The 21,891-nt window shown below is 60.1% G+C and carries 20 protein-coding genes, 1 tRNA gene and 1 riboswitch; of the genes, 12 read left to right on the top strand and 9 right to left on the bottom strand.

Translation table 11 applies throughout. The features are described from left to right. Nucleotides 1–119 precede the first annotated feature (119 nt). The 3 genes from ACE3QM_RS11800 to rsmD form a co-directional block, all read right to left on the bottom strand. Nucleotides 120–204, bottom strand: a tRNA-Tyr gene (locus tag ACE3QM_RS11800). Nucleotides 205–341: 137 nt separating this feature from the next. After that, a complete protein-coding gene (locus ACE3QM_RS11795) occupies nucleotides 342–593 on the bottom strand; it encodes a YfhL family 4Fe-4S dicluster ferredoxin (protein WP_048411456.1) in 252 nt (83 codons plus the stop codon). 103 nt (nucleotides 594–696) lie between these two features. Further along, a complete protein-coding gene (gene rsmD / locus ACE3QM_RS11790; protein WP_374422066.1) occupies nucleotides 697–1,254 on the bottom strand; it encodes a 16S rRNA (guanine(966)-N(2))-methyltransferase RsmD in 558 nt (185 codons plus the stop codon). A 233-nt stretch (nucleotides 1,255–1,487) separates the two neighbouring features. On the opposite strand from rsmD, the gene ftsY reads away from it, so the two are divergent. The 4 genes from ftsY (at nucleotide 1,488) to rpoH (ending at nucleotide 5,300) form a co-directional block, all read left to right on the top strand. Next, entirely contained in the window at nucleotides 1,488–2,636 is a 1,149-nt protein-coding gene (gene ftsY / locus ACE3QM_RS11785) for a signal recognition particle-docking protein FtsY (RefSeq protein WP_374422064.1), read from the top strand. Between the two features lie 60 nt (nucleotides 2,637–2,696). Beyond that, the gene (gene ftsE, locus ACE3QM_RS11780; RefSeq protein WP_048411454.1) at nucleotides 2,697–3,350 is read left to right on the top strand and encodes a cell division ATP-binding protein FtsE; all 654 of its coding nucleotides are present in this window, start codon (nucleotides 2,697–2,699) and stop codon (nucleotides 3,348–3,350) included. Continuing rightward, complete coding sequence (gene ftsX / locus ACE3QM_RS11775; protein WP_374422061.1) at nucleotides 3,347–4,255, top strand: permease-like cell division protein FtsX; 909 nt, start codon at nucleotides 3,347–3,349, stop codon at nucleotides 4,253–4,255. The genes ftsE and ftsX overlap by 4 nt, the downstream gene beginning before the upstream one ends. 181 nt (nucleotides 4,256–4,436) lie before the next feature. Then, complete coding sequence (gene rpoH, locus ACE3QM_RS11770) at nucleotides 4,437–5,300, top strand: RNA polymerase sigma factor RpoH (RefSeq protein ID WP_048411452.1); 864 nt, start codon at nucleotides 4,437–4,439, stop codon at nucleotides 5,298–5,300. Between the two features lie 70 nt (nucleotides 5,301–5,370). On the opposite strand, the gene ACE3QM_RS11765 is transcribed toward rpoH, so the two are convergent. From ACE3QM_RS11765 to ACE3QM_RS11750, 4 genes are all read right to left on the bottom strand, one after another. Then, a complete protein-coding gene (locus ACE3QM_RS11765) occupies nucleotides 5,371–7,155 on the bottom strand; it encodes a Wzy polymerase domain-containing protein (protein ID WP_374422058.1) in 1,785 nt (594 codons plus the stop codon). 73 nt (nucleotides 7,156–7,228) lie between these two features. Continuing rightward, nucleotides 7,229–9,046, bottom strand: a complete 1,818-nt coding sequence (locus ACE3QM_RS11760) for a Wzy polymerase domain-containing protein (RefSeq protein ID WP_374422056.1) — start codon at nucleotides 9,044–9,046, stop codon at nucleotides 7,229–7,231. A gap of 58 nt (nucleotides 9,047–9,104) precedes the next feature. Beyond that, the gene (locus tag ACE3QM_RS11755) at nucleotides 9,105–9,560 is read right to left on the bottom strand and encodes a pilin (RefSeq protein ID WP_374422054.1); all 456 of its coding nucleotides are present in this window, start codon (nucleotides 9,558–9,560) and stop codon (nucleotides 9,105–9,107) included. 22 nt (nucleotides 9,561–9,582) lie between these two features. Next, nucleotides 9,583–10,008 carry a pilin gene (locus tag ACE3QM_RS11750; protein WP_374422051.1) on the bottom strand — a complete coding sequence of 142 codons (426 nt, stop codon included), beginning with the start codon at nucleotides 10,006–10,008 and terminating at the stop codon, nucleotides 9,583–9,585. A 206-nt stretch (nucleotides 10,009–10,214) separates the two neighbouring features. On the opposite strand from ACE3QM_RS11750, the gene ACE3QM_RS11745 reads away from it, so the two are divergent. The 4 genes from ACE3QM_RS11745 to ACE3QM_RS11730 all read left to right on the top strand — a co-directional run bounded on the left by ACE3QM_RS11745 (nucleotide 10,215) and on the right by ACE3QM_RS11730 (nucleotide 15,651). After that, the gene (locus ACE3QM_RS11745) at nucleotides 10,215–11,567 is read left to right on the top strand and encodes an adenosylmethionine--8-amino-7-oxononanoate transaminase (protein ID WP_374422049.1); all 1,353 of its coding nucleotides are present in this window, start codon (nucleotides 10,215–10,217) and stop codon (nucleotides 11,565–11,567) included. A 101-nt stretch (nucleotides 11,568–11,668) separates the two neighbouring features. Next, entirely contained in the window at nucleotides 11,669–13,168 is a 1,500-nt protein-coding gene (locus ACE3QM_RS11740; RefSeq protein WP_374422047.1) for a hypothetical protein, read from the top strand. Between the two features lie 188 nt (nucleotides 13,169–13,356). Further along, a complete protein-coding gene (proB, locus tag ACE3QM_RS11735; RefSeq protein WP_374422045.1) occupies nucleotides 13,357–14,475 on the top strand; it encodes a glutamate 5-kinase in 1,119 nt (372 codons plus the stop codon). Between the two features lie 102 nt (nucleotides 14,476–14,577). After that, nucleotides 14,578–15,651: a PotD/PotF family extracellular solute-binding protein gene (locus tag ACE3QM_RS11730; protein ID WP_374422043.1), complete on the top strand. Its 1,074-nt coding sequence runs from the start codon at nucleotides 14,578–14,580 to the stop codon at nucleotides 15,649–15,651. Nucleotides 15,652–15,687: 36 nt separating this feature from the next. Here the strand turns inward: ACE3QM_RS11730 and ACE3QM_RS11725 are convergent, their stop codons facing one another. Both ACE3QM_RS11725 and ruvB read right to left on the bottom strand, forming a co-directional pair. Beyond that, the gene (locus ACE3QM_RS11725; protein WP_374422041.1) at nucleotides 15,688–16,095 is read right to left on the bottom strand and encodes a hypothetical protein; all 408 of its coding nucleotides are present in this window, start codon (nucleotides 16,093–16,095) and stop codon (nucleotides 15,688–15,690) included. Nucleotides 16,096–16,205: 110 nt separating this feature from the next. Beyond that, nucleotides 16,206–17,240, bottom strand: a complete 1,035-nt coding sequence (gene ruvB, locus ACE3QM_RS11720; protein WP_374422039.1) for a Holliday junction branch migration DNA helicase RuvB — start codon at nucleotides 17,238–17,240, stop codon at nucleotides 16,206–16,208. A 92-nt stretch (nucleotides 17,241–17,332) separates the two neighbouring features. After that, nucleotides 17,333–17,479: riboswitch (FMN riboswitch) on the top strand. A 126-nt stretch (nucleotides 17,480–17,605) separates the two neighbouring features. Between ruvB and ribB the strand changes: the two genes are divergently transcribed. The 4 genes from ribB to ACE3QM_RS11700 are packed head-to-tail and all read left to right on the top strand — an operon-like array spanning nucleotide 17,606 to nucleotide 21,597. Beyond that, on the top strand, nucleotides 17,606–18,265 hold the full coding sequence (ribB, locus tag ACE3QM_RS11715; RefSeq protein ID WP_231463674.1) for a 3,4-dihydroxy-2-butanone-4-phosphate synthase: 660 nt from the start codon (nucleotides 17,606–17,608) through the stop codon (nucleotides 18,263–18,265). 52 nt (nucleotides 18,266–18,317) lie between these two features. Next, nucleotides 18,318–19,727 carry a sensor histidine kinase KdpD gene (locus ACE3QM_RS11710; protein ID WP_231463676.1) on the top strand — a complete coding sequence of 470 codons (1,410 nt, stop codon included), beginning with the start codon at nucleotides 18,318–18,320 and terminating at the stop codon, nucleotides 19,725–19,727. After that, nucleotides 19,724–20,251 carry a hypothetical protein gene (locus tag ACE3QM_RS11705; RefSeq protein ID WP_048411443.1) on the top strand — a complete coding sequence of 176 codons (528 nt, stop codon included), beginning with the start codon at nucleotides 19,724–19,726 and terminating at the stop codon, nucleotides 20,249–20,251. The genes ACE3QM_RS11710 and ACE3QM_RS11705 overlap by 4 nt, the downstream gene beginning before the upstream one ends. Further along, nucleotides 20,248–21,597 (top strand): sigma 54-interacting transcriptional regulator, encoded by a 1,350-nt coding sequence (locus tag ACE3QM_RS11700; protein ID WP_374422035.1) that lies wholly within the window; start codon nucleotides 20,248–20,250, stop codon nucleotides 21,595–21,597. Before ACE3QM_RS11705 ends, ACE3QM_RS11700 begins: the two co-directional genes overlap by 4 nt. Nucleotides 21,598–21,891 lie beyond the last annotated feature (294 nt).

Genomic DNA, 21,891 nt, shown 5'->3' with positions numbered 1-21,891 from the left:
CGAACCCTCGTCTTAAGCTTGGAAGGCTTCAGCTCTACCATTGAGCTACACCCGCGTTCGATTTTTCACCCACGACGCCCAAACTTCAGAACCGGACATCGCTAACCGCAACAAAAACTTGGTGGAGGAGGAAGGATTCGAACCTTCGAAGGCAGAGCCGTCAGATTTACAGTCTGATCCCTTTGACCGCTCGGGAATCCCTCCTGAAAGAGACCCGAATAATATAGATAGCTCTGAACACCGTCAACAGCTTTTTGCGCTTTTTTCTAATTATTTTACGCAAAAAACGAAAACGCCCTGACTCTGCCAGGGCGATCTCAATGAATTCATGAGCTTAGCGTTTACGCCTGCCCAGAGATTTTCAAATATTTCTGATGCAGCTGATCCTGCGTCTCCGGATGGGCCGGATCCAGCGGGATGCAATCCACCGGACAGACTTGCTGACATTGCGGCTCATCGTAGTGACCTACGCACTGAGTGCACAGATTGGGATCGATCTGGTAGATCTCTTCGCCCTGCGAGATCGCATTGTTCGGGCACTCCGGCTCACAGACGTCGCAGTTGATGCATTCGTCGGTAATCATCAAAGACATAGTAAATTCCTCAAGTATTCCACATCATGAATTTTGTCACCCGACAGTCGGGCTCGCAAGCTCGCCCCGTTATATATTTATGAGCCCGCCTGCGGATACTGGCTCAACCGGGCTCCGCCGCCCGGCGCAGCAGGCCGTAGTGCACCTGCCCGGCCTTGGCCTGTTTCAACACTTCCCAGCCCGGCAATGCTTCCGGCCAGCGCCGTGCCTCGACATATACCACGCCGTCCTCGCTCAGCATCGGCGGCAACAACGGCAGCACCTGCTCCAGTAGGTCGGAATCGAACGGCGGATCGACGAAGACGACATCGAAACGCTCGCGGCAAGCTTTCAGATAAGCCAGGGCCTCCTGCGGCGCCACGTCTATCGCCATCGCGGACAATAATTGCCGATTGGCTTTCAAGGATTCGGCCACGACGCGGGATTTCTCCACCATCACCACCCGATGCGCTTCGCGCGACGCCGCCTCGAAGCCCAGGGCGCCGCTGCCGGCGAACAGATCCAGGCAGGATTTGCCGTATAGCTGCTGCCCCAACCAGTTAAACAGCGTTTCCCTCACCCGGTCCGGCGTTGGCCGTAAACCCTGAGCGTCAGGAAATGGCAGCAGACGGCGTCGATACTCGCCACCGATGATTCTGACCGTGTTACGCGACTGACTCATAATGCCCTGCCCAAAAAACAAGGGGCTGAGTGTACCCCGATACGCGCCGACGCGCCTCATTGTTGCGCAAACCCGCCACCATCTGTCGCACACGATGTCACAGTAGGCAGTTTATTCCTTATATATAGATTCCGGATTTTCTCGTTCGTCGCCACCTGGCAGCAACAATTGGGTAAGCCATCTCATTTGAGGATACAATTTAGCCATTTACCGAATTCAGCCGGCCTTAACGCATGTTTAGCTTCTTCAAAAGAAAAACCAAATCCGAACCCACGCAGCCGACGGAGGCGCAAACCGATAGCACGGTGAAGCTCGCCCCGATTGAGGCAATGGAGTCCCCGGCGCCGCAAGCACATGCCGAGCCCTTGGCTCCAGAGCCCGCCCCGGTCGCTCCCGAACTTATCGCCGAGCAAGCCCCTATCGCCATCGCCGCGGAGCCCAGCGCCCCCGAGGCCGAACCTGCCTCCTTGAAAAAGATGAGCTGGACCGAGCGGCTGAAAGCCGGCCTGTCCAAAACCAGGGACAAGCTTGGCAAGTCCCTGGCCGGCCTGTTTGGCGGCGGCAAGATCGACGAAGACTTGTATGAGGAGTTGGAAACGGTGTTGCTCACCGCCGATATGGGCGTGGACGCGACCAACCATCTGCTCGGCGATGTGCGCGAACGCGTCTCGCTGAAAGGACTGAAAGACTCCGCCGAACTGAAAGGCGCGCTGAAGGAATCGCTGAGCGACTTGATCTCACCGCTCGAGCAAGGCCTGGACGTCAACGGCAAGAAGCCTTTCGTCATCATGATGGCCGGCGTCAACGGAGCCGGCAAGACCACATCGATAGGCAAGCTGGCCAAGTACTACCAGAGCCAGGGCAAGAGCGTGCTGCTCGCCGCCGGCGATACTTTCCGCGCCGCCGCCCGCGAGCAATTGATGGCCTGGGGCGAGCGCAACAATGTCACCGTGATCGCCCAGCAAGGCGGCGACTCCGCCGCCGTCTGCTATGACGCGATTCAGGCAGCCATCGCCCGCGGCATCGACATTGTACTGGCCGACACCGCTGGCCGCTTGCCCACCCAACTGCACCTGATGGAGGAAATCCGCAAGGTGAAGCGGGTGATCCAGAAAGCGCTGCCGGAAGCCCCGCACGAAATCATTCTGGTGCTTGACGCCAATATCGGCCAGAACGCGATCAATCAGGTCAAGGCCTTCGACGATGCGCTGGGCCTGACCGGTCTGATCTTGAGCAAGCTGGACGGCACCGCCAAGGGCGGCGTGATCGCCGCCATCGCCAAGCAGCGCCCGGTTCCCTTGCGCTTCGTCGGCATCGGCGAAAGCATAGACGACCTGCGCCCGTTCAAGGCCAAGGACTATATCGACGCGCTGTTCGACTGAACGCGCAGTCCTTTGCGCGCTCTCACACATGCCGTCACCAGCTAAAGCGGGAACAGAATAATGATCCAGTTCGACCAGGTTACCAAGCGCTACCCCGGTGGCAATGAAGCCCTGAAAAACCTGTCCTTCAACATCGACACCGGAGAAATGGTCTTTCTCGCCGGCCACTCCGGCGCGGGCAAGTCCACCTTGCTCAAACTGGTCGCCGGCATTGAGCGGGCCACCGCCGGCGGCGTTATCGTCAACGGCCAGAACCTGTCCAAGCTGCGTTCCAGCCAGATTCCCTATGTGCGCCAGCATATCGGCCTGGTGTTCCAGGATCACAAAATCCTGTTCGACCGCAGCGTGTTCGACAATGTGATGCTGCCGCTGGACATCATCGGCTTCGACCGCCGCGATGCCGCCAAGCGCGTGCGTGCGGCGCTGGATAAGGTGGGCCTGCTCAGCAAGGAAAAAACCATGCCGATCCGCCTGTCCGGCGGCGAGCAGCAGCGCCTGTGCATCGCCCGCGCCGTGGTGCATCGCCCCAGTATTCTGCTGGCAGACGAGCCATCGGCAAACCTGGACCGCGCCTATGCGCTGGACATCATGGAATTGTTCAAATCCTTCCACCAAGTCGGCGTCACCGTGCTGATCTCCGCTCACGACGAAACCCTGATGGAAGACTACGGCCGCCGGATCATCCGGCTGCGGGAAGGACAATTTGCCGCATGAAACACTATCTGTACCTGAACTGGCAAAGCGCCAAACTCGCGCTGCTCAAGATTTTGCGCCAACCATTCGGCAGCCTGCTGACCCTGCTGATGCTGTCGCTGGCGCTGGCGCTGCCACTCTCTCTCTACCTTGCCATCAGCAGCGTGCAAGACTGGGTGGGGAGGCTGAGCGCCACGCCTCAAGTCACCTTGTTCATGGAGTTGTCGGCGGAAGAAGCCGATCTGGCCGCGGTGACCTCCACCTTGACTCACCACCCCAAGGTCAAGAGCTACAGCTTTGTCAGCAAGGACCGCGCGCTGGCCGATATGGAAAAGCGCAATGGCTTGCCGGGCCTGACCGATGGCCTGGACAGCAACCCCCTGCCCGACGCCTTCGTCGTCACGCCAAAGGCGCTGGAGCCGCGCGAACTGGAGATGCTGCAAAAAGAGCTTTCCGGCCTGCCCATGGTGGAGCAAGCCCAGTTTGACGCGGACTGGGCCAAGCGCCTGTACGGCATGGTGGAGATGGGCAAGCATCTGACCTGGTTCCTCGCCGCCGCGCTCGGCATCGCACTGGTCCTGGTCACCAACAACGCGATCCGCATGCAGATCCTGGCGCGCCAGGATGAAATCGAAGTGTCGAAACTGATAGGCGCGCCGGACAGCTTCATCCGCCGTCCCTTCATGTATCACGCGATGTGGCAGGGCATACTCGCCGGACTCGCCGCCTGGGGGCTGACCGCCTGGCTGACCACGGTGGCCAACCCGGCGATTCGCGACTTTGCACAGCTTTATGGCGAACGAGTCGAATTACGCAATTTGAGCCCGGTTGAACTCGCCATCGCCATCGCCGCATCGGCAATGCTGGCCATGCTCGGCGCCCGCTTGGCCTCGGATCACCACCTGCGCAAGATAGAGCCCAAATAACCCGTGACGAGCCGCTATGTAAGCGGCTCAACAACTATTAATCAGTCTGTTCACGCCGCTAGAAGGCCACTGCGTTACTATCGAGTCAATAGAAAAAATCATTGACGCAGGAACCTTTCATTGCTAGCACTCTCCATATACGAGTGCTAACATATCACTACCCAAGGAGGTAGTTATACAGATGACCACAACATTTGCTTTGCCCGTCCCGTCCACCAGCGGCAGCCTGGAGCAATACATCCAAGCTGTTAACAGCGTACCCATGCTGACGCCTGAGCAGGAAAACGAGCTTGCAACGCGCTTTCAGGAGCAAAACGACCTGGAAGCCGCGCGCCAGCTGGTGCTTTCGCACCTGCGCGTGGTGGTATCGATTTCCCGCGGCTACTCCGGCTACGGCCTGCAGCAAGCCGACTTGATCCAGGAAGGCAATATCGGCCTGATGAAGGCGGTCAAGCGCTTCGAGCCCGATCGTGGCGTGCGCCTGTTCTCCTTCGCCGTGCACTGGATCAAGGCAGAGATTCACGAATTCATCCTGCGCAACTGGCGCTTGGTGCGCATCGCCACCACCAAGCCGCAGCGCAAGCTGTTCTTCAATCTACGCAGCATGAAGAGCAGTTTTTCCGCGTTGTCGGAAAACGAGGCTCGCCAGATTGCCGACGATCTTGGCGTCAAGCCGGAAGAAGTCCGCGAGATGGAAACCCGCATGAGTGGCCAGGATATCGCGCTACTGGCGGACGACAACGATGATGACAGCTACGCGCCGATTGACTGGCTGGCCGACCATCACAATGAGCCGACCAAAGAACTAGAGCGTCGCGCTTTCGACCACCTGCAAACCGAAGGACTGCAGCAGGCGCTGGCCACGCTGGACCCGCGCAGCCGCCGTATTGTCGAAGCTCGCTGGCTGGCCGACGACAGCGGCTCCACGCTGCACGAATTGGCCGCGGAGTTCGGTGTATCCGCTGAGCGCATCCGCCAGATCGAAGCCAAGGCGCTGAGCAAGATGAAAACCGCGCTGAGCCAGGGCGTCGTCATCGACGGCTGATTCCGCCCCCCGCGCCCACAAAAAAACCACAGGCTTGCCTGTGGTTTTTTCTTTGCGACCCGCTACCGAGCTACTCGTTGATGGTCTGGTATTTGGCCGACAGCTTGGCATAAGCGTCACGCGCCACTTCTCGCAAGGGTTCCCAGTCGGCATTATCATCGTCCAACGTCCCCAGGAACACCCCGGCGTAAGTCGGGAACGACGCCAAAGTCATCCGCAGCGTCTGCTCCGCCTGCGACTGCTGGCCCGCCAGAATCTCCAGCTGCGCGCGTTTCAACATCACCTCGGGATACGGCCGGAACGCGGTCAGGCGATTTTCCAAGGTCAGCTTGCGCGCCAACTGATCCGGACTTACTTTCAGGTAATCATCCACCGTGTACATGGCATGGTAGGCAAACAGCGGCTGGGTCTCGGCGATCTCGATCAGACGCTCCATCCGCGCGGCATCTCGCTTGGCGTCATTGGTCGGCGTGTATAAGCCCACCAGTTCCCAGAACATGGACAGACTGCTGAACGAGAGCCAGCCCACCCAGATCAAGGCGGCGAACAGCGGCAGCCGCAGAGGCCAGGCCAGCTGTCGCTGCCCACGCGGCGCCATCGCCGCGAACACCACCAGCATTGCCAGGAAATAGTAATACCACAGCGGATACTCCAGCATGCTGTGCGTCAAGGTCACGGCCAGACAACCCAGCGCCAGCACACCTTCCAGGCTGGCGCGCTGACTGAAGAACGGCCACAACACCCAGATGAAACCAGCGACGATCAATACCGTCACCACGCCGCCCATCTCCGCCAGCAACTGCAAGATCAGATTATGGGAATTGGTGAACAAGCCGCTATTGAAACCGGCGGCGGCGAACTGTGGCAGGGGTTGCAAGCGCACGCTCTCAGCGGCGAATTGCGACCAACCCACTCCCGTGACCGGATGCGCCCGGAAGCTCAACCACGCCTTATGCATTTCCGCGAAGCGGCGCGAGCCCATATCGTCGCCATTGGCCGCCAGGCGGGCCAGGCCAGACGCGTTCTGCAGATTCTCATGCGTCAACCAGGACAATAGGTGATTGAACCAAGGCAAGGCGAACTGCATCGCCAGCACTGACAAGCACGACAGCCACATCGCCCACAGCATGCGGCGCGACTCAGCGCTGCCAATGCGCCAGTGCCACAGCCCTGCCAAGACGGACAGCGCCACCAGATACAGCAGTATGGTGCGCGAACCGGCCCATCCCAACATCAAGGACAGGCCGAAAATCAGGATGGCCAGCCCCCAGCGCGGCAAGTTGCCCGCCGCGTACAAATAAACGGCGGCCACCACCGACCACATCAGATAGTGCGCATACTGATTGCGCTGGCCGATATGGCCGAAAATATTCGTCGTCGGATGCGCGCCATCGTAGAACAAGCCCAGGTCGGCGGCATAACCGGTAAGCTGGGCCACTCCGATCGCTGCCTGCACCAAGCCGCCAGCGAGCAAGCCCCAAGCCAGCCACACCGCAAAGCTCCGCTCGCCCAACTCCTCGCGCAAGGACGCCGTGACCGCGGCCAATAATGCCGCCGCCAGCCACGCCAGCGCCACCGCGTAGTTCATGCCGGGAAACAACAGGGCAAGCCAGTATGGCTGCAGCGCCCAGATAGCGGCCAAAGCCAAGCACCACCAAGCCGCTCGCGGCAACTGCCGGAACAAGCCGCCGCTGGGCAGCAGGAACGCCGCGGCGGCCAACAGCAGCCAGACCACATTGATCTCGCCAAACCACTGCGGCAGCGGCACATAATGGATGCGCGAGGCGAAAGGCAAGATGGCGATCAGGCACAAGGCCAGCATCGCCAAACGGGAAGTCAGGGTTCGAAAGGTCATGCGGCTAGAAACAATCTTGCAGAGTCAAAGCCGAAGCATACCTGATGGCGAGGCAAGCTCAAACGCCGCATCATCAAAACAGCGGCTTCCGACGAACCGGCTCCGCAGCCGTCATCACTGCGGCAAGCCGAGCCTGCTCCATGTTCGGCACGAGTTTCCCATAGGCCTCCGCTGCAACTAACAACCTACTTCGCAACGGGGCAACCTCCGACTCTGGATGAGAAGTGAGCATCGGCACGAAGCGGGGGGCGTAATCCGGATAATTGGCAATCGCAACACGCAGTGTTGCCTCTGCCTGCTTAGGTTGCTGGTTCAAAGCCTGCAGTACACTCAGCTTCACTAGTACCGATGGATAAGGCCGGTAGCTGGCTAAGCGTTCAAAAAACTGCAACTTGATTGGCAATTGCTCCTTGCTGGGCTCAATGTAATTGGCCAAGGCCATATCGACATCCCAGGACCAAAGCGGGAAATTAGGCACCGAACCTAATTCTTTGATCGCCAGCTCTCTGGCCTGGGGCGATGCCGCAGGCACACTATAACGGACCAGCATAGAGAAAACCATCATTCCGGCAGCGAGATAGCACACACAGATAACAACAGCAGCAACTGAGACTGCTTTGAGCATACTAGCCCTCGCCGGCGGCGCGTAACGTCTGCCCGGTGCGAGTGTACAAGCGATACATAGCATTAACAAATAAGGCAAATACCATAATGGGTATTCGAACATACTGTGGACCAATATCACCATCGTCACGCTAAGTAAGAGCAGATTTTCCGCAGTTTGTTCGCCTCTACGCAAAAACCTGCAAACTGGCACCAGCACCCCGATAATCGCAATGGCGGTTCCCACCAGTCCAGTTTCCGCCAACAGTTGAAATACTAGATTATGGCTGTGTGTAAACAACCAGCTCTCCGGCATCTTAGGTAGACCGGCATAGACCTCCATCTGAGTCGACAAGGCGGAGAATCCACCAAACCCCACTCCGAACCATGGGTGTACCTTGAAAATATCCCATGCTTTGGTCCATTCGATACGGCGCCGAGCACCGAAGCCCCCATCCAATATTCGCTCCGAGCCGCTCTGCGCCTCAATATTCAAGCCCAAGTAATGCAATATCTGAATCAGGCTATGGCTAAAAAACTGCACGAAGACAGACAAGATGACAAAACCAATCACGGCCGCCACCATGCGGCGTACCACAACATTTTCTTTAGCCTTATGCAACCAAAACCAGCCCAGCAGAACCAAACCCGCTACATAGGCCAATGGCAACCTCGACCCCGACCAAGCAACCATGAGTGCTAAAATTATCAGACACAAGCCTAATAGCGCTTTATTCAACCTTCCAATAGCAAAGAGGTAGCAAGCCGAAATCACACCCCACATCAAAAAATCGGCATATAGATTTTTCTGACCAATATTTCCGAACACATAGCCTACCGGATTACTTCTTTCAAATAAAACAAAGCCATGCATGCTCGGCGCCAAACCCAGCAACTGAATCCAACCTAAAACACACTGTACCAGCGCAGCCAAAAGCAGACTACCAGCCAACACAGCAATAAAGACTTGAAAATCCATCTCTGCATAATGGGGCAAATAAAGCAACAAAACAAAAAACAATAAAAAAATCAAACCAAATGTAGCCCCATCCACATTGACTTGCAGCAAACAGTAAATAGCAAATGCCAGCACTCCTATCGAGGCAATTGATAGTTGTCCGTCTACCCGCTGGAACAATGCAAGCAGAATCCCAGCGCAAACAAAAACCAAGGCAATGGCGCTGGAAATCCAATCTGGCAATGGATAAAATCGAACAAAGCTCAGCAATGGCAAAACAATGGCAAGCGATAAAATACCACCAAACACCCCAGCGCGATTGATAATCATATCAGCCTAAAAATCGAAAGGCCCCCTAGTGGGGCCCCATTAATTCTAAATATAATTTTTACCTGCAGTTCGCTGGGAGATACTGGGTTGGTATCGTCGCAGATGCCGCAGCACCACATACCCAGGTCACCGTCCCACTAGCCAATGTCCCGGTCAAAGAAAACTGATTAGCCGTACTGGTTACATTGCCACCCAAGCTGGAGGCGGTCATAACAACCGTCAACACCCCTACTGTATTACTGGTTTGTGCATAACCAACTGAGGTAACATACTTAGTTGTGGGAGAAGTAAAGGCAGCATTACCAGATGCATTCACTGGCATAACACCATTCGAAATCGCCATTTCGGAAATGGATGTTTTAGCTGCGGCAACGGCGGCCAAGCCTTCACTAACTTTGGCTCGGATCGTATAATCCTGATATGCAGGAATTGCAATCGCCGCCAAAATACCAATGATTGCCACCACAATCATCAACTCGATCAGGGTAAAGCCCTGTTGCACACTTTTGCTCATACAAATCTCCAGAAATAATACTCTAACGACAAGAAGACGGCAGGTATTGCATGTTCTGCCCTTGCCCCGAACAACTCCACAGCACCGCGCCGCTACTTGCTAGACTTGGAGTAAAGACCACACTCAAACCTGGCACGGCGCTGGCTTGAAATGTGGCTGTAATCATGCTCACCCCGCTACTAAGAGCGATTTGAACATTGCTGACATAATTTCCCGCCAGCACACTGGGCATTCCAGCACTAGCATTATTGGCCGGCCATGCATTATTTGCCAGATAAGACTCGCTGACCGTGGTTTTGGCATGATCAATGAAAGTCAAGCCCTCGGCCACTTTTGAACGAATCACGTAGTCTTGATACGCCGGTATTGCTATCGCGGCCAGAATACCGATAATCGCCACCACGATCATCAACTCGATCAGGGTAAAACCAGACGCTCCACTCCTCATTATCTATTGGCTCCATACCTGGTGACTGCCTGAATTTTCAGCAGGAATCATGCCATCTTTATGTAGCCCGGTTTTCCTCCGTCATATAGCCTGCCGCGACTACTGTTTAACGTAAAAAAGTGACGTTTTTGGTCAGTTTTCAAGTTCCAAATCGCACTGTGATAGCATCTTAAATCCTTGTCTTTGCCTGAATCGGTAGCAATGTCATGAGCTCCAACCAAACCTGGCTGCAACGCAGCTTCAATGCCGTCTGGCACCCTTGCACCCAGATGAAGCGCCATGAGGCCTTGCCCATCGTGCCCATTGCCAGCGCCGAAGGCGTATGGCTGACCGACTTCGATGGCAAGCGCTACCTAGATGGAGTCAGTTCCTGGTGGGTCAATCTGTTCGGCCATGGTCATCCGCGCATCAAGCAGGCGATCAAGAATCAGCTGGACTCTCTCGAACACGTGATGCTGGCCGGCTTTACCCATCGCCCAGTGGTCGAGTTGTCGGAACGGCTAGCCGAGGCCAGCGGCCTGGCGCACGCGTTTTACGGTTCGGATGGCGCCAGCGCGACCGAGATCGCGCTGAAAATGAGCTTTCACTACTGGCGCAACAAGGGGCTTCCGGGCAAGAAGCGTTTTATCAGCCTGGAAAACAGCTATCACGGCGAGACCGTCGGCGCCTTGGCGGTGACTGATGTGCCGCTGTTCTCCCATACCTATGCCGAATTGCTCAAGCCCGGCTTGCGCGCGCCTTCGCCTGACGCGCGCCGGGCCTTGCCAGGACAGAGCGCGGCGGATGTCGCGCTCGCGGCGATCCAAAGCATGGAAAAGCTATTGACCGAACATGCCGGCGAAGTCGCCGCCGTCATCGTGGAGCCGCTGGTGCAAGGCGCGGCGGGAATGGCGATGTACGATCCGCTCTACCTCAGCGAGTTGCGCCGGCTCTGCGATCAATTCCAGGTACACCTGATCGCCGATGAGATCGCCGTCGGCTTCGGCCGCACCGGCAGCCTGTTCGCCTGCCAGCAAGCCGGAATCACCCCGGACTTCCTCTGTCTGTCCAAGGGCATCACCGGCGGTTTCCTGCCTCTCTCCTGCGTGTTGACCAGCCGCCCGATTTACCAGGCCTTCTATCACGATGACGTCAGCCGCGGCTTCCTGCACTCGCACAGCTACACCGGCAATGCCTTGGCTTGCGCCGCGGCGCTGGCGGTACTGGACATCTTCGCTGAAGAAGATGTGCTCACACAGAACGCGGCCAAGGCGGCGCGTTTCGACGCGATGATGGCAGGCCTGCAAGCTCGCCCGGATGTGCGCGATTTCCGTCGCATCGGCATGATCTGGGCCTTTGAAGTCGCCACCCGCCGCGCCGACTTCGCTCAGGCTTGCTTCGCCGCCATGCTGCATCGCGGCTGCCTGTTGCGCCCGATAGGCAACACCATTTACTTCATGCCACCCTATACGATCAGCGATGAGGACATGGCGTTCTTGATCGCCGCAGCCGAAGCCGCGCTGGATGAACTGGCGCATGCATCCAACAGCCCGGACGGTCACGGCATCGCTTTGCCTTGATCCACCTTGCCATGACGGTGGAGTGCAAATAGCATGGGATTTGGCAAGATTTACATCATGAATCCACTTGCATGCGCTCACTCAGCCTGCCACAACAAAACATGGATCCTCTGCTGATAGACACTCAACCGGATAGCGTGGCGGCATGGCTGGATCGGTTGCCATTCACCGACTTGCCTGAATGCGGGCGTTTGTTGAGCCAGTCCTTGCAAAACCTGTCCCGGATTGCGCTGGACAGCCATTTGCGCCACAAACTGCTGAAGCTGTACTTGAAGGCGCTGGATCGCTACTACCCCTTGCTGGAAAACGAGATCCGCCAACATGACAGCCTGGGCAATCAGAAGGTGCGCCAGCTTGCCCTGCTGAGCGTTGAGTTGTTTGCGCTGATCTTCATCACCTTCAAGCAAATCCTGCACGATCGGCTGAACAAACGCAGCCTGCTGGATAGAGAGCAGCCCAAGATCGAGCTGATGGCCTATACCATGATGGCCGCGCGCCAGTTGCTCAGCATCAGCCAGCAATGTTATTGCCCAACTCCACCAGAGTTCTGGTACGACTGTCATCAACTGCACGCCTTCGCCCGCGGCCGTGGCTGGCTGGACAAGGGTCTGGCCAATGACGACACCATCCAGACCATCTATCTGCAGCTGTTGCTGATGGGCCTGACGTCCAGCAACCGGCTGGCGCCCACCGAACAGGCGCTGTCGCGGCAATTGATCTTCGACCTGGCGCCCAAGTCCCGCTTGATCCCGGTCGAAGCCTTGTCCCAGGCTGTCCATGGCTATCTGGTGGACCAGCAGATCGACTCGCCGCCGCGCTTTCTGCCGATTTCGGCGAACAAGCTCGGCCCCAACTGCTTTCTATTCGATCTTGAGCCGCTGCGCGATATCCTGGAAAAAAGCCGAGAAGCCTTGCAAAAGGCGCAGAACAATCGCCAGCAAGGCCTGATGACCGACGAATTGCAGCTTTTGTCTATGCTGGTGGAAGAGTGGCACCAGCCCAAGCGACGCCGGCATCCACGCCTGAAAACCCAAGCCATCGTCGAAATCATCGCCTCGGTGCCCGGCGTCTGGTTCCATTGCAATGATCTGAGCTGGCAGTTGCCGGGCATGGAGGAAGAAAGCGCCGGCCGCCTGCGCGCGCCACCGCCGCCTTGCCTGCTGGCCATTGCCAATCAAAACGACAACGGCCTGCTGCTACATGGCTTGCCGCGTGAACAATCGCTGCGCGCCGGCGAATTGCTGCTGACCACCCCGCCTGGTCAACCGGAGAACGCCCGCCTGGCCATCGTCCGCTGGATCTCGCTGCGCGCGGATGGCCGGGAAATCGAATGCGGCGTGGAATTCATCGCTCCCCCGCCACACGCGGTGCTGGCCATGCCCAGCATCACCCACGCCGGTGACAGCTTCCAGTTCGCATTGCGGCTGGAAGAGCGGCCGGGCACACCCAAGTTGCTGCTAATGGCTGGACGTCCGTACAGCCAGCTGCGCGAATTCCATTTGCGCGACGGCGGACAGGAAACGCTGATACGCGTGTCGCGACTGCATCTGCAAACGCCGCTGTTCCAGATCATGGAATATCGCAATAGCAACCATTTCTGATTCAGATCAAGCTTTTAACTCGACACGCCCCTTCCGCTCGCCCAAGATGCAGCGCCAAACCGTATTGAATCAATGAGCTACGCGCTCAAGCGGGCGGCAAACCCGCGACCAGCCCGGCGCCAGCGGCGCGGCGGCGTTTTTTTCGGGTAAACTCCCCGGCATCTATCGTTTGATTCATGGAGTTTTGGATGCGCTCGGTTATTCACGCCGCCGACCGGATTGTGGTCAAGGTTGGCTCCAGTCTCGTCACCAATGACGGCAAGGGCCTGGATATGGCGGCGCTCAATCGCTGGGCCGCGGAAATTGCCGAACTGAAGCGACGCGGCAAACAGGTGGTGCTGGTCTCCAGCGGCGCGATTGCCGAAGGCTGCCAGCGCCTGGGCTGGACCGTGCGCCCCAAGGGCGTGCACGAATTGCAGGCCGCGGCGGCGGTCGGGCAAATGGGTTTGTGCCAGGCTTATGAAACCGCCTTCCGCGGTTTCGGCCTACAAACCGCGCAGATTCTGCTGACGCATGAAGACCTTGCCGATCGCACTCGTTACCTGAATGCCCGCTCCACGCTGACCAGCCTGTTGAACCTGAACACGGTGCCCATCATCAACGAGAACGACACCGTGGTCACCGATGAAATCCGCTTTGGGGACAACGATACCTTGGGCGCGCTGGTGACCAATCTGATCGAGGCCGACGCGCTGATCATTCTCACCGATCAACAAGGCCTGTACAGCGCCGACCCGCGCAAACAACCGGACGCGGAATTCATTCACGAGGCCGTTGCCGGCGAAGCCCGGCTGGAAGAGATGGCCGGCGGCGCCGGCTCCAGCGTCGGCACCGGCGGCATGATCACCAAGATTCTCGCCGCCAAGCGCGCGGCGCGCAGTGGCGCGGCCACGGTCATCGCCTGCGGCCGCGAGCATCAAGTGCTGTCGCGCCTGGCCGACGGCGAGGGCATAGGCACCCAGTTGCTGCCGCCCACCAGCCGCATGGCGGCGCGCAAGCAATGGCTGGCCGATCACCTGAAGCTGTCCGGCCGCCTGGTGCTGGATGCCGGCGCCGCGCAAGCGGTGCGCGAACGCGGCACCAGCCTGCTGCCTATCGGCGTTTGCGCTGTGGAAGGCGATTTCCTGCGCGGCGAAGCAGTCGCCTGCGTGGACCAGGACGGCGCGGAAGTCGCCCGCGGCCTGGTCAACTACAGCTCCAGCGAAGCGCGCACCATCATGCAGAAACCGACGCGGGAAATCGAGGCCGCGCTCGGCTACATGATAGAGCCGGAGCTGATCCATCGCGACAATATGGTTGCCTTGTAACACCCTGCCGGCCCACCGCGCGCGCGGCAGCTCCCTCAGGCGGCAAGCCGGTCCAGGCTTGCCGTTCTACTTAATCACCTGCTTTCTAGAGGATTCACGCGTATGAAAAAGCTGGCCCTTTCGGCGCTTCTGGCTCTGACTTGGGGCTCGGCAATGGCCGAGGACGTACTCCATATCTACAACTGGAACAACGCCCTGTCCGCGGATACCGCCAAGCGTTTCGAACAATCGTGCAAATGCCGGCTGGTACAGGACTACTACGGTGACAACGAGGAAATGCTGGCCAAGCTGGCCGCCGGCGCCAAAGGCTACGACATGGTGTTTCCCACCGCCTTCGCGGTCAGCACCTTGATCAAGCAGGGCAAGACCCAGCCGCTGAACAAGGCTCAGCTGCCCAATTGGAAAAACCTCAACGCCGGCTATCTGGCGCTGAATGCGCCATTCGATGCCGGCAACAAGGTGGCGGCGCCCACCGTGGTATCGCTGACCTTATTGGGTTACAACGAGACCCAGCTGCAAAAAGCCGGCGTGCTGGCCCAGGCCAATAGTTGGGCGCTGCTGTTCGACCCCGCGGTGCTGGCCAAGATCAAGGGCCGGGTCACCGTGCTGGATTCGCAGCGCGAACTGATGTCCGCCGCGCTGCTCTACCTAGGCAAGGACGCCAATTCCACCTCCCCCGCCGACTGGAAAGCCGCCGCTGAAGTGATCCGCAAGGCCAAGCCCTACTGGGCCGCCTTCAATAACCAGAGTTATATCAAGGAACTGACCGTCGGCAATATCTGGGTGGCCCACGGCTATTCCAACGATCTGTTCCAGGCGCAGCAAGATGCGCAGCACGCCAAACGTCCATTCAAGCTGGCTTACCAGCCGCAGAAAGAAGGCAATATCCTGGCGGTGGACAATATGGTGGTGCTGAAGGACGCGCCAAGGCCGGACCTCGCGCACCGCTTCATCAATTTCATGCTGGACGGCAAGAACGCCGCCGAGATCTCCAACCAGATCGGCGCCACCAACCCGGTCAAGGCAGCGGAAGCGTTCTTCAAGCCACAGATCAAGGCCAACCCGGTGATCATGCTGGACCCGGCCAAGGGCAAGTACGTGGCCTTGAAGGACCTGGATGTGAAGTCCCGACGTGAATTGAACCGCTTATGGTCGCAAATCAAGATCGGTCGTTGATCGATGCGAAAATCCCGGTCCTAAGACCGGGATTTTTCATTCACCGGGCGGGTGTTCGCCCTTGCGCATTTCCACCGCCTTCATGATCACATGGGCCAACATCGCGCACAGGAAGAACAGCAGCATCACCCAGGCGATGGAGCGCAGCGTGTCGATGAAGGTATTGAACAACTCCAGCAGCCAGCGTTCACCGGTCAGGTCCAGCGCGGTGCTGCCCTTGCCCGCGGCTGGCGGCAGGTATTTCTCCAGCGACCATTGCCGCACCCCGCCGGACACCCCGGTGACCACGATGGCGAAGAAAATGTATTTGCGCCAGGCGTCGGTCAGATCCCGTCCCAGGATGCGCGCCAGAATCTTGTTGACCGCCGGATCGAAAAAACGCGCGGTGAATACCGAAGTGGCAATCGCCACCGCCAGGGTCAGGCCAAACAGAGCGTAAAACATAATCGTCCCCCGCCGCAGCGGAATGCCGTGTCAAAGCCGGGATTGTACGCCTGAGCGGCGGTGGCGGCGATCAAGGGATTGCCGTGCTGCTGCGCGCAGGCGACACTGCCTCAATCCTTGAGCGGCAAGCCGAAATGCTGATAGGCCAGCGCTGTCGCCATCCGACCACGCGGAGTGCGCTGCAAATAGCCTTGCTGGATCAGGAAAGGCTCGATCACATCCTCGATGGTATCCGTGGACTCGCCTATCGCCGCCGCCACATTGTCCAGACCCACCGGCCCGCCGGAAAACTTCTCCAGAATCGCCTGCAGCAGCTTGCGGTCCATGATGTCCAGACCGGCCGGGTCCACATCCAGCATCGCCAGCGCGGCGTCCGCCACCTCGGCGCTGACCGTGCCGTCGGCCTTCACTTCGGCGTAATCGCGCACCCGGCGCAGCAGCCGGTTGGCGATGCGCGGCGTGCCGCGGCTGCGGCGCGCTACTTCGAACGCGCCGTCGTCCGCCAGCTTGACGTTCAGCAAGCCGGCGGAGCGGCTGACGATGCGGGTCAGTTCTTCCGCGGTGTAGAACTCCAAGCGCGCGACGATGCCGAAGCGGTCGCGCAGCGGATTGGTCAACATGCCGGCGCGGGTGGTGGCGCCGACCAGGGTGAACGGCGGCAGATCTATCTTCACCGAACGTGCCGCCGGCCCCTCGCCTATCATGATGTCGATCTGGTAATCCTCCAGCGCCGGATAGAGGATTTCCTCCACCACCGGGCTCAGCCGGTGGATCTCGTCGATGAACAACACATCATGCGGCTCCAGATTGGTCAGCAAGGCGGCCAGGTCCCCCGCGCGCTCCAGCACCGGCCCCGAAGTCTGCCGCAGATTGACGCCCATTTCGCGGGCGACGATGTGCGCCAGCGTGGTCTTGCCCAGGCCGGGCGGCCCGAACAGCAAGACATGGTCCAGCGCTTCCTTGCGGCGCTTGGCCGCCTCGATAAAGATTTCCAGCTGCTCGCGCGCCTTTTTCTGGCCGACATATTCGTCCAGCTGCTTGGGGCGCAATGCGCGTTCCAGCACCTCTTCCTGGCTGGACAGGCTTTGCTGGGTAACGACGCGCGGCTCGGGCGCGCCGCCGTACAAGTTGTCGGTTTCAATCATGGTGTCAGCCGCCGGCCAAAAAAACGAATGCCCAATCTTACCACCGCGGCGCTATAATCGCCGCTGGTCCGCCCAATCCTGGCGTACCAACGCAACGTCTTCAGGGCGGGGTGCAACTCCCCACCGGCGGTATGATCGCAAGATCGAGCCCGCGAGCGCTTCCGCCTCCCGGCGGAGGGTCAGCAGATCTGGTGACAGGCCAGAGCCGACGGTAATAGTCCGGATGAGAGAAGACGACAAGGCCGCGTGCCGCGCTCAGTCGCCGCCCGCGGCGTGGTCGCTGCGCGCTTGGCGCGCGGGCAGGCTTGCGCCGGCCCTTTTCACGCCCTGGAACCTGTTTCTCAAACTATCAGAGGACCGTTTCCATGAGTATCGCCTTATCCCCCGACACATTGTCCCAACGCATAGAGGCGGCGCTGAGCGCCTTGCGGCTCGGCCTGCCGGTCATCGTTCCCGACGATGACGATCGCGAAAATGAAGCCGACCTGATCCTGGCCGCCGACGTGCTGAGCGAAGCCGAAATGGCGCGCCTGATCCGCGATTGCAGCGGCATCGTCTGCCTGTGCCTGACCGCCGAGCATGCCGCCCGGCTGCAATTGCCGCCGATGACGCAGCGCAACGGCAGCCGCTACGGCACCGCCTTCACCGTCAGCATAGAAGCCGCTCAAGGCGTCAGCACCGGCGTATCCGCCGCCGACCGGCTGCGCACCATACAAGCCGCCGTCCATCCACAGGCGCAGGCCGACGACGTGGTCAGTCCCGGCCACGTCTTTCCGCTGGTCGCCGCCGCCGGCGGCGTATTGAGCCGGCGCGGCCACACCGAGGCCGCGGTGGAACTGGCGCGATTGGCCGGCTTCCAGCCCGCCGGCGTGCTGTGCGAGTTGATGAATCCGGACGGCAGCATGATGCGCGGCGCGCAAATCCAGGACTATGCGCAGCGGCATGCGCTACCCATTTTGAGCGTGGCCGAGCTCGCGACCTGGATCGCCGGCCAGAACTTAGCCGCCGCGCCGCTGTCTGCTTGATCTTTGCCTCCAGCCGCGGGCAACTGCCCGCGGCTCTGCCGCCGATCCGACCATGCTTCGCTTTCTCTCCTTCCGCAGTCTGCTGCTAAGCAGCTTTCTGATCGTCGCCGTCGTGCCCTCCGCGGTGCTGATCCAACTGCGCAATGAACTGGGGCAGGCCGCCACCACGCTGCGCTCGCACCAGGAGCAGGCCAAGGACTGGCAGGACGCCAACCGCGTGTCTCGCGAGCAATCCGCCCAGTTTGAACGCGCCACGCGCCAGGCCCAGATTCTGAAAGACCGCGCGCTGGCCAATGCCGCCGCCGGCGCCTGGCAGGAAATCGCGCTGTCCCAACAGAAGCTGCTGCGTAGCGGCAATCCGGCGCTGACGCGCAGCGCCGAATCGATCCTATCGATACAACCACAGTTACAGGCGCTGCCTGCGCGCGCCGGCTCACAACGGGACCGCCTGTTCCGGCAACTGGATCAGCACCTGAGCGCGCAAAGCCTGCAGATCAACCAACAATTGGACCAGAGCCAGCGCGAATGGCAGTCCTCGATCACCGAGATGCGCCGCACCGCCGATCGGCTGGCCTGGCTGTCGCTGGTCTCCGCCCTGCTGTTGGCGCTGGCGATGACGCTGCTGATCAGCTGGCCGCTGCGCAAGCTGCAAGCCAAGATCGCGCGCATGAGCGATGGCGCTCGCCTGCAGGACTGGCGGCAATCCGGCCCCGCCGACCTGCAGCGCCTGGCGCTGGAGCTCGCTCAGCTGGATCGGCGGCTGGCGGCGCTGGAAGAACAGAAAGGCCGTTTCTTCCGTCAGGTTTCCCATGAATTGAAGACCCCGCTGGCCGCCATTCACGAAGCCGCCGCGCTGTTGCGGGAAGAAGTGCTGGGCCGCTTGTCCCCGCAGCAGCAGGAAATCGTGCTCATTCTGCAGAACAACGCGCAAACCCTGCGTCTGCGCGTCGAGGCCTTATTGCGCTATGATGCCGGCCAATGGCTGTCCGATATCTTGACCGTCGAAGTCTTCGATCTGCCGGCGCTGATAGCGGACCGGCTGCAGGCCAGCCGCCCGCTGCTGCAAGCCAAGCGTCTGGGCGTCGATGTCGCCGGCGCGGCGTCCCGGGTTCGCGGCGACCGCTCCAAGGTGGAAACCATTCTTGACAATCTATTGATCAACGCCATCCGCCACAGCCCCGCCGGCAGCGCCTTGTCCATCCGCCATGGCCGCGACACCGGCGGCGTCTGGCTGGAAGTCTGCGATCAGGGTCCCGGCGTGCCGACGGCGCAACGCGAGCGGATTTTCGAACCATTCTGGAGTGGCCCGCCGCCGCCGGGCGAACAGCCCGGCACCGGCTTGGGCTTGGCGATGGCGCTCGGCTTCGCCCAATTGATGCGCGGCGAACTGACGCTGGAACAGCGCCAGACCGCCGGTGCCTGCTTCCGCCTGAGCTGGCCGGAACCGGAGAATTTATCATGACGTTCCCCTTCATTGACGCCTGGCCGCGCCGGCTATTCTGGCTTTGCTGCCTGTTGAGCCTGGGCGCCTGCGCCCAGCCACGCCCGCGCGCCACCGCGCCGGCGGCGCCCATCATCCGCTGCCCGGATGCCAACCAGATCTTGTTGCTGCAAGGTCAGACCCGCGATGTCCAGGCCTTGGCCCTCGCGGGCCGGGAAAGCTGCGGCAGCAGTCGCTTGCTGGGGCTGTTGCAACAGCTCCAAGCCCCGGAAAACCGCGCGGATGCGCAACGACTGCAAATCCAGTTCGAAAGCTTGCTAAGCAAACCCGAGCAATTGGACCCCGCCAGCCTCAGCCTAGCGCGCTCAGTGCTGCAACAATTGCAGGAACGCCGCAAGCTGACCGAGGCGCTGGAGCGACAGCAGGCGCAAAACCGCGACTTGCAGAAACGCTACGATGATCTGAACGCCAAGCTGAACGCATTGCGCGAAGTGGAGCGCGATCTGCAATTGAAACCCAGCAAGACCAAGGGAGCACAGCCATGAGCACGCCCGCCCGCATCGTACTGGTCGACGACGACCCGGATTTGCTGCGCCTGGTCGGCTTGCGCCTCGGCGCCGCCGGCTACGAAGTGGAAGCATTGGGCAGCGCCGAGGCGGCGCTGAACGCGCTGGCCGCGCGCCGCGCCGACTTGCTGCTGACCGATTGGCGACTGCCCGGCATCGATGGTCTGGAGCTATTCGAACAAGTACGCCAACGTTATCCGGCCATGCCGGTCATCCTGCTGACCGCCCACGGCACCGTGCCGGACGCGGTAGACGCGGTCAGCCGCGGCGTGTTCGGCTATCTGGTCAAGCCCTTCGACGGCAAGGCGTTGCTGGACAAGGTTGCCCAGGGGCTATCGCTGGCGAGCCCCGGCCGCGCGGTCGATCAGGCGGCCGCCGGCTGGCGCTCCGGCCTGGTCAGCCGCAGCCCGGTGATGGAGGAACTACTGGCCGAGGCGCGCATGGTAGCCTCCACCGGCGCCAGCGTGCTGCTGCGCGGCGAGAGCGGTACCGGCAAGGAAGTGCTGGCCAAGGCCATCCATCTGGCCAGCCCGCGCGCCGGCCAAGCCTTCATCGCGGTCAACTGTGGCGCGATTCCGGACAATCTGCTGGAAAGCGAGTTGTTCGGCCATGAAAAAGGCTCCTTCACCGGCGCCAGCGCCCGCCAGACCGGCCTGGTGCAACAAGCCGACGGCGGCACCCTGTTCCTGGACGAGATCGGCGACATGCCGGCGCCGCTGCAGGTGAAACTGCTGCGTGTGCTGCAGGAGCGCGAAGTGCGCCCGGTGGGCGCGGCGCGGGCAACCCCGGTGGATATCCGTCTGGTATCGGCCACGCATCGCGAACTGGAAACGCTGATTCAGGAAGGCAGCTTCCGCGAGGATCTGTTCTATCGCCTGAACGTGGTGTCGCTGCGCTTGCCGCCGCTGGCCGAGCGGCGCGAAGACATCCCGCTGCTGGCCGCGCATTTCCTGGAAAAGATCGCCACCCGTTACCAGAAAGCCGTCAGCGGCTTTGCCGCCGATGCGCTGGAATACCTGAGCGCCGCCTCCTGGCCAGGCAATATCCGGCAATTAGCCAATGTGGTCGAACAATGCTGCGTACTGACCACCGGCTCGCTGGTGACGCTGGCCCAGGTGCAGAAAGCAGTTGCCGGCGAGGCTAGCGCGATTCCGACGCTGGCGGAAGCCAAACGCCTGTTCGAGCGCGATTATCTGGAGCGCCTGCTGCGCCTGACCGGCGGCAATGTCAGCGATGCCGCGCGCTTGGCCGATCGCAACCGCACCGAGTTTTACCGCCTGCTGCAAAAGCACGAACTGACGCCGGCCGCCTTCAAGCAGGAATAAGCACCAGGCAGGCGCCGCTCACCGCTGGGTCAGGCGGCGCCGTCGACTGTCGCCTGGCAGCGACAAAAAAAATCCCTGCAAAAACACCAGCTTGCCTTTCACGCCTTCAATGCTGTCGCCACCTGGCGACAAATCAGCCTGTCCCAGCCTCGCCTCTCGCCGCCATAAAACACAAAAACCCTTTTAAAACAAAGACAAAAAAGAACTGGCACGCCTTTTGCGCTAAGGGAAATGCAAAGCTCGCGGCGCCTCGAAGCTCAGGCGCAAACGCTGTACCTCACTTTATCGAAAGGC

Source organism: Chromobacterium sp. (assembly GCF_041912965.1).
Lineage (GTDB): Bacteria > Pseudomonadota > Gammaproteobacteria > Burkholderiales > Chromobacteriaceae > Chromobacterium > Chromobacterium aquaticum.
Note: the sequence above shows the minus strand (reverse complement) of the source record. Positions and strands in the feature narration are given on the sequence as shown.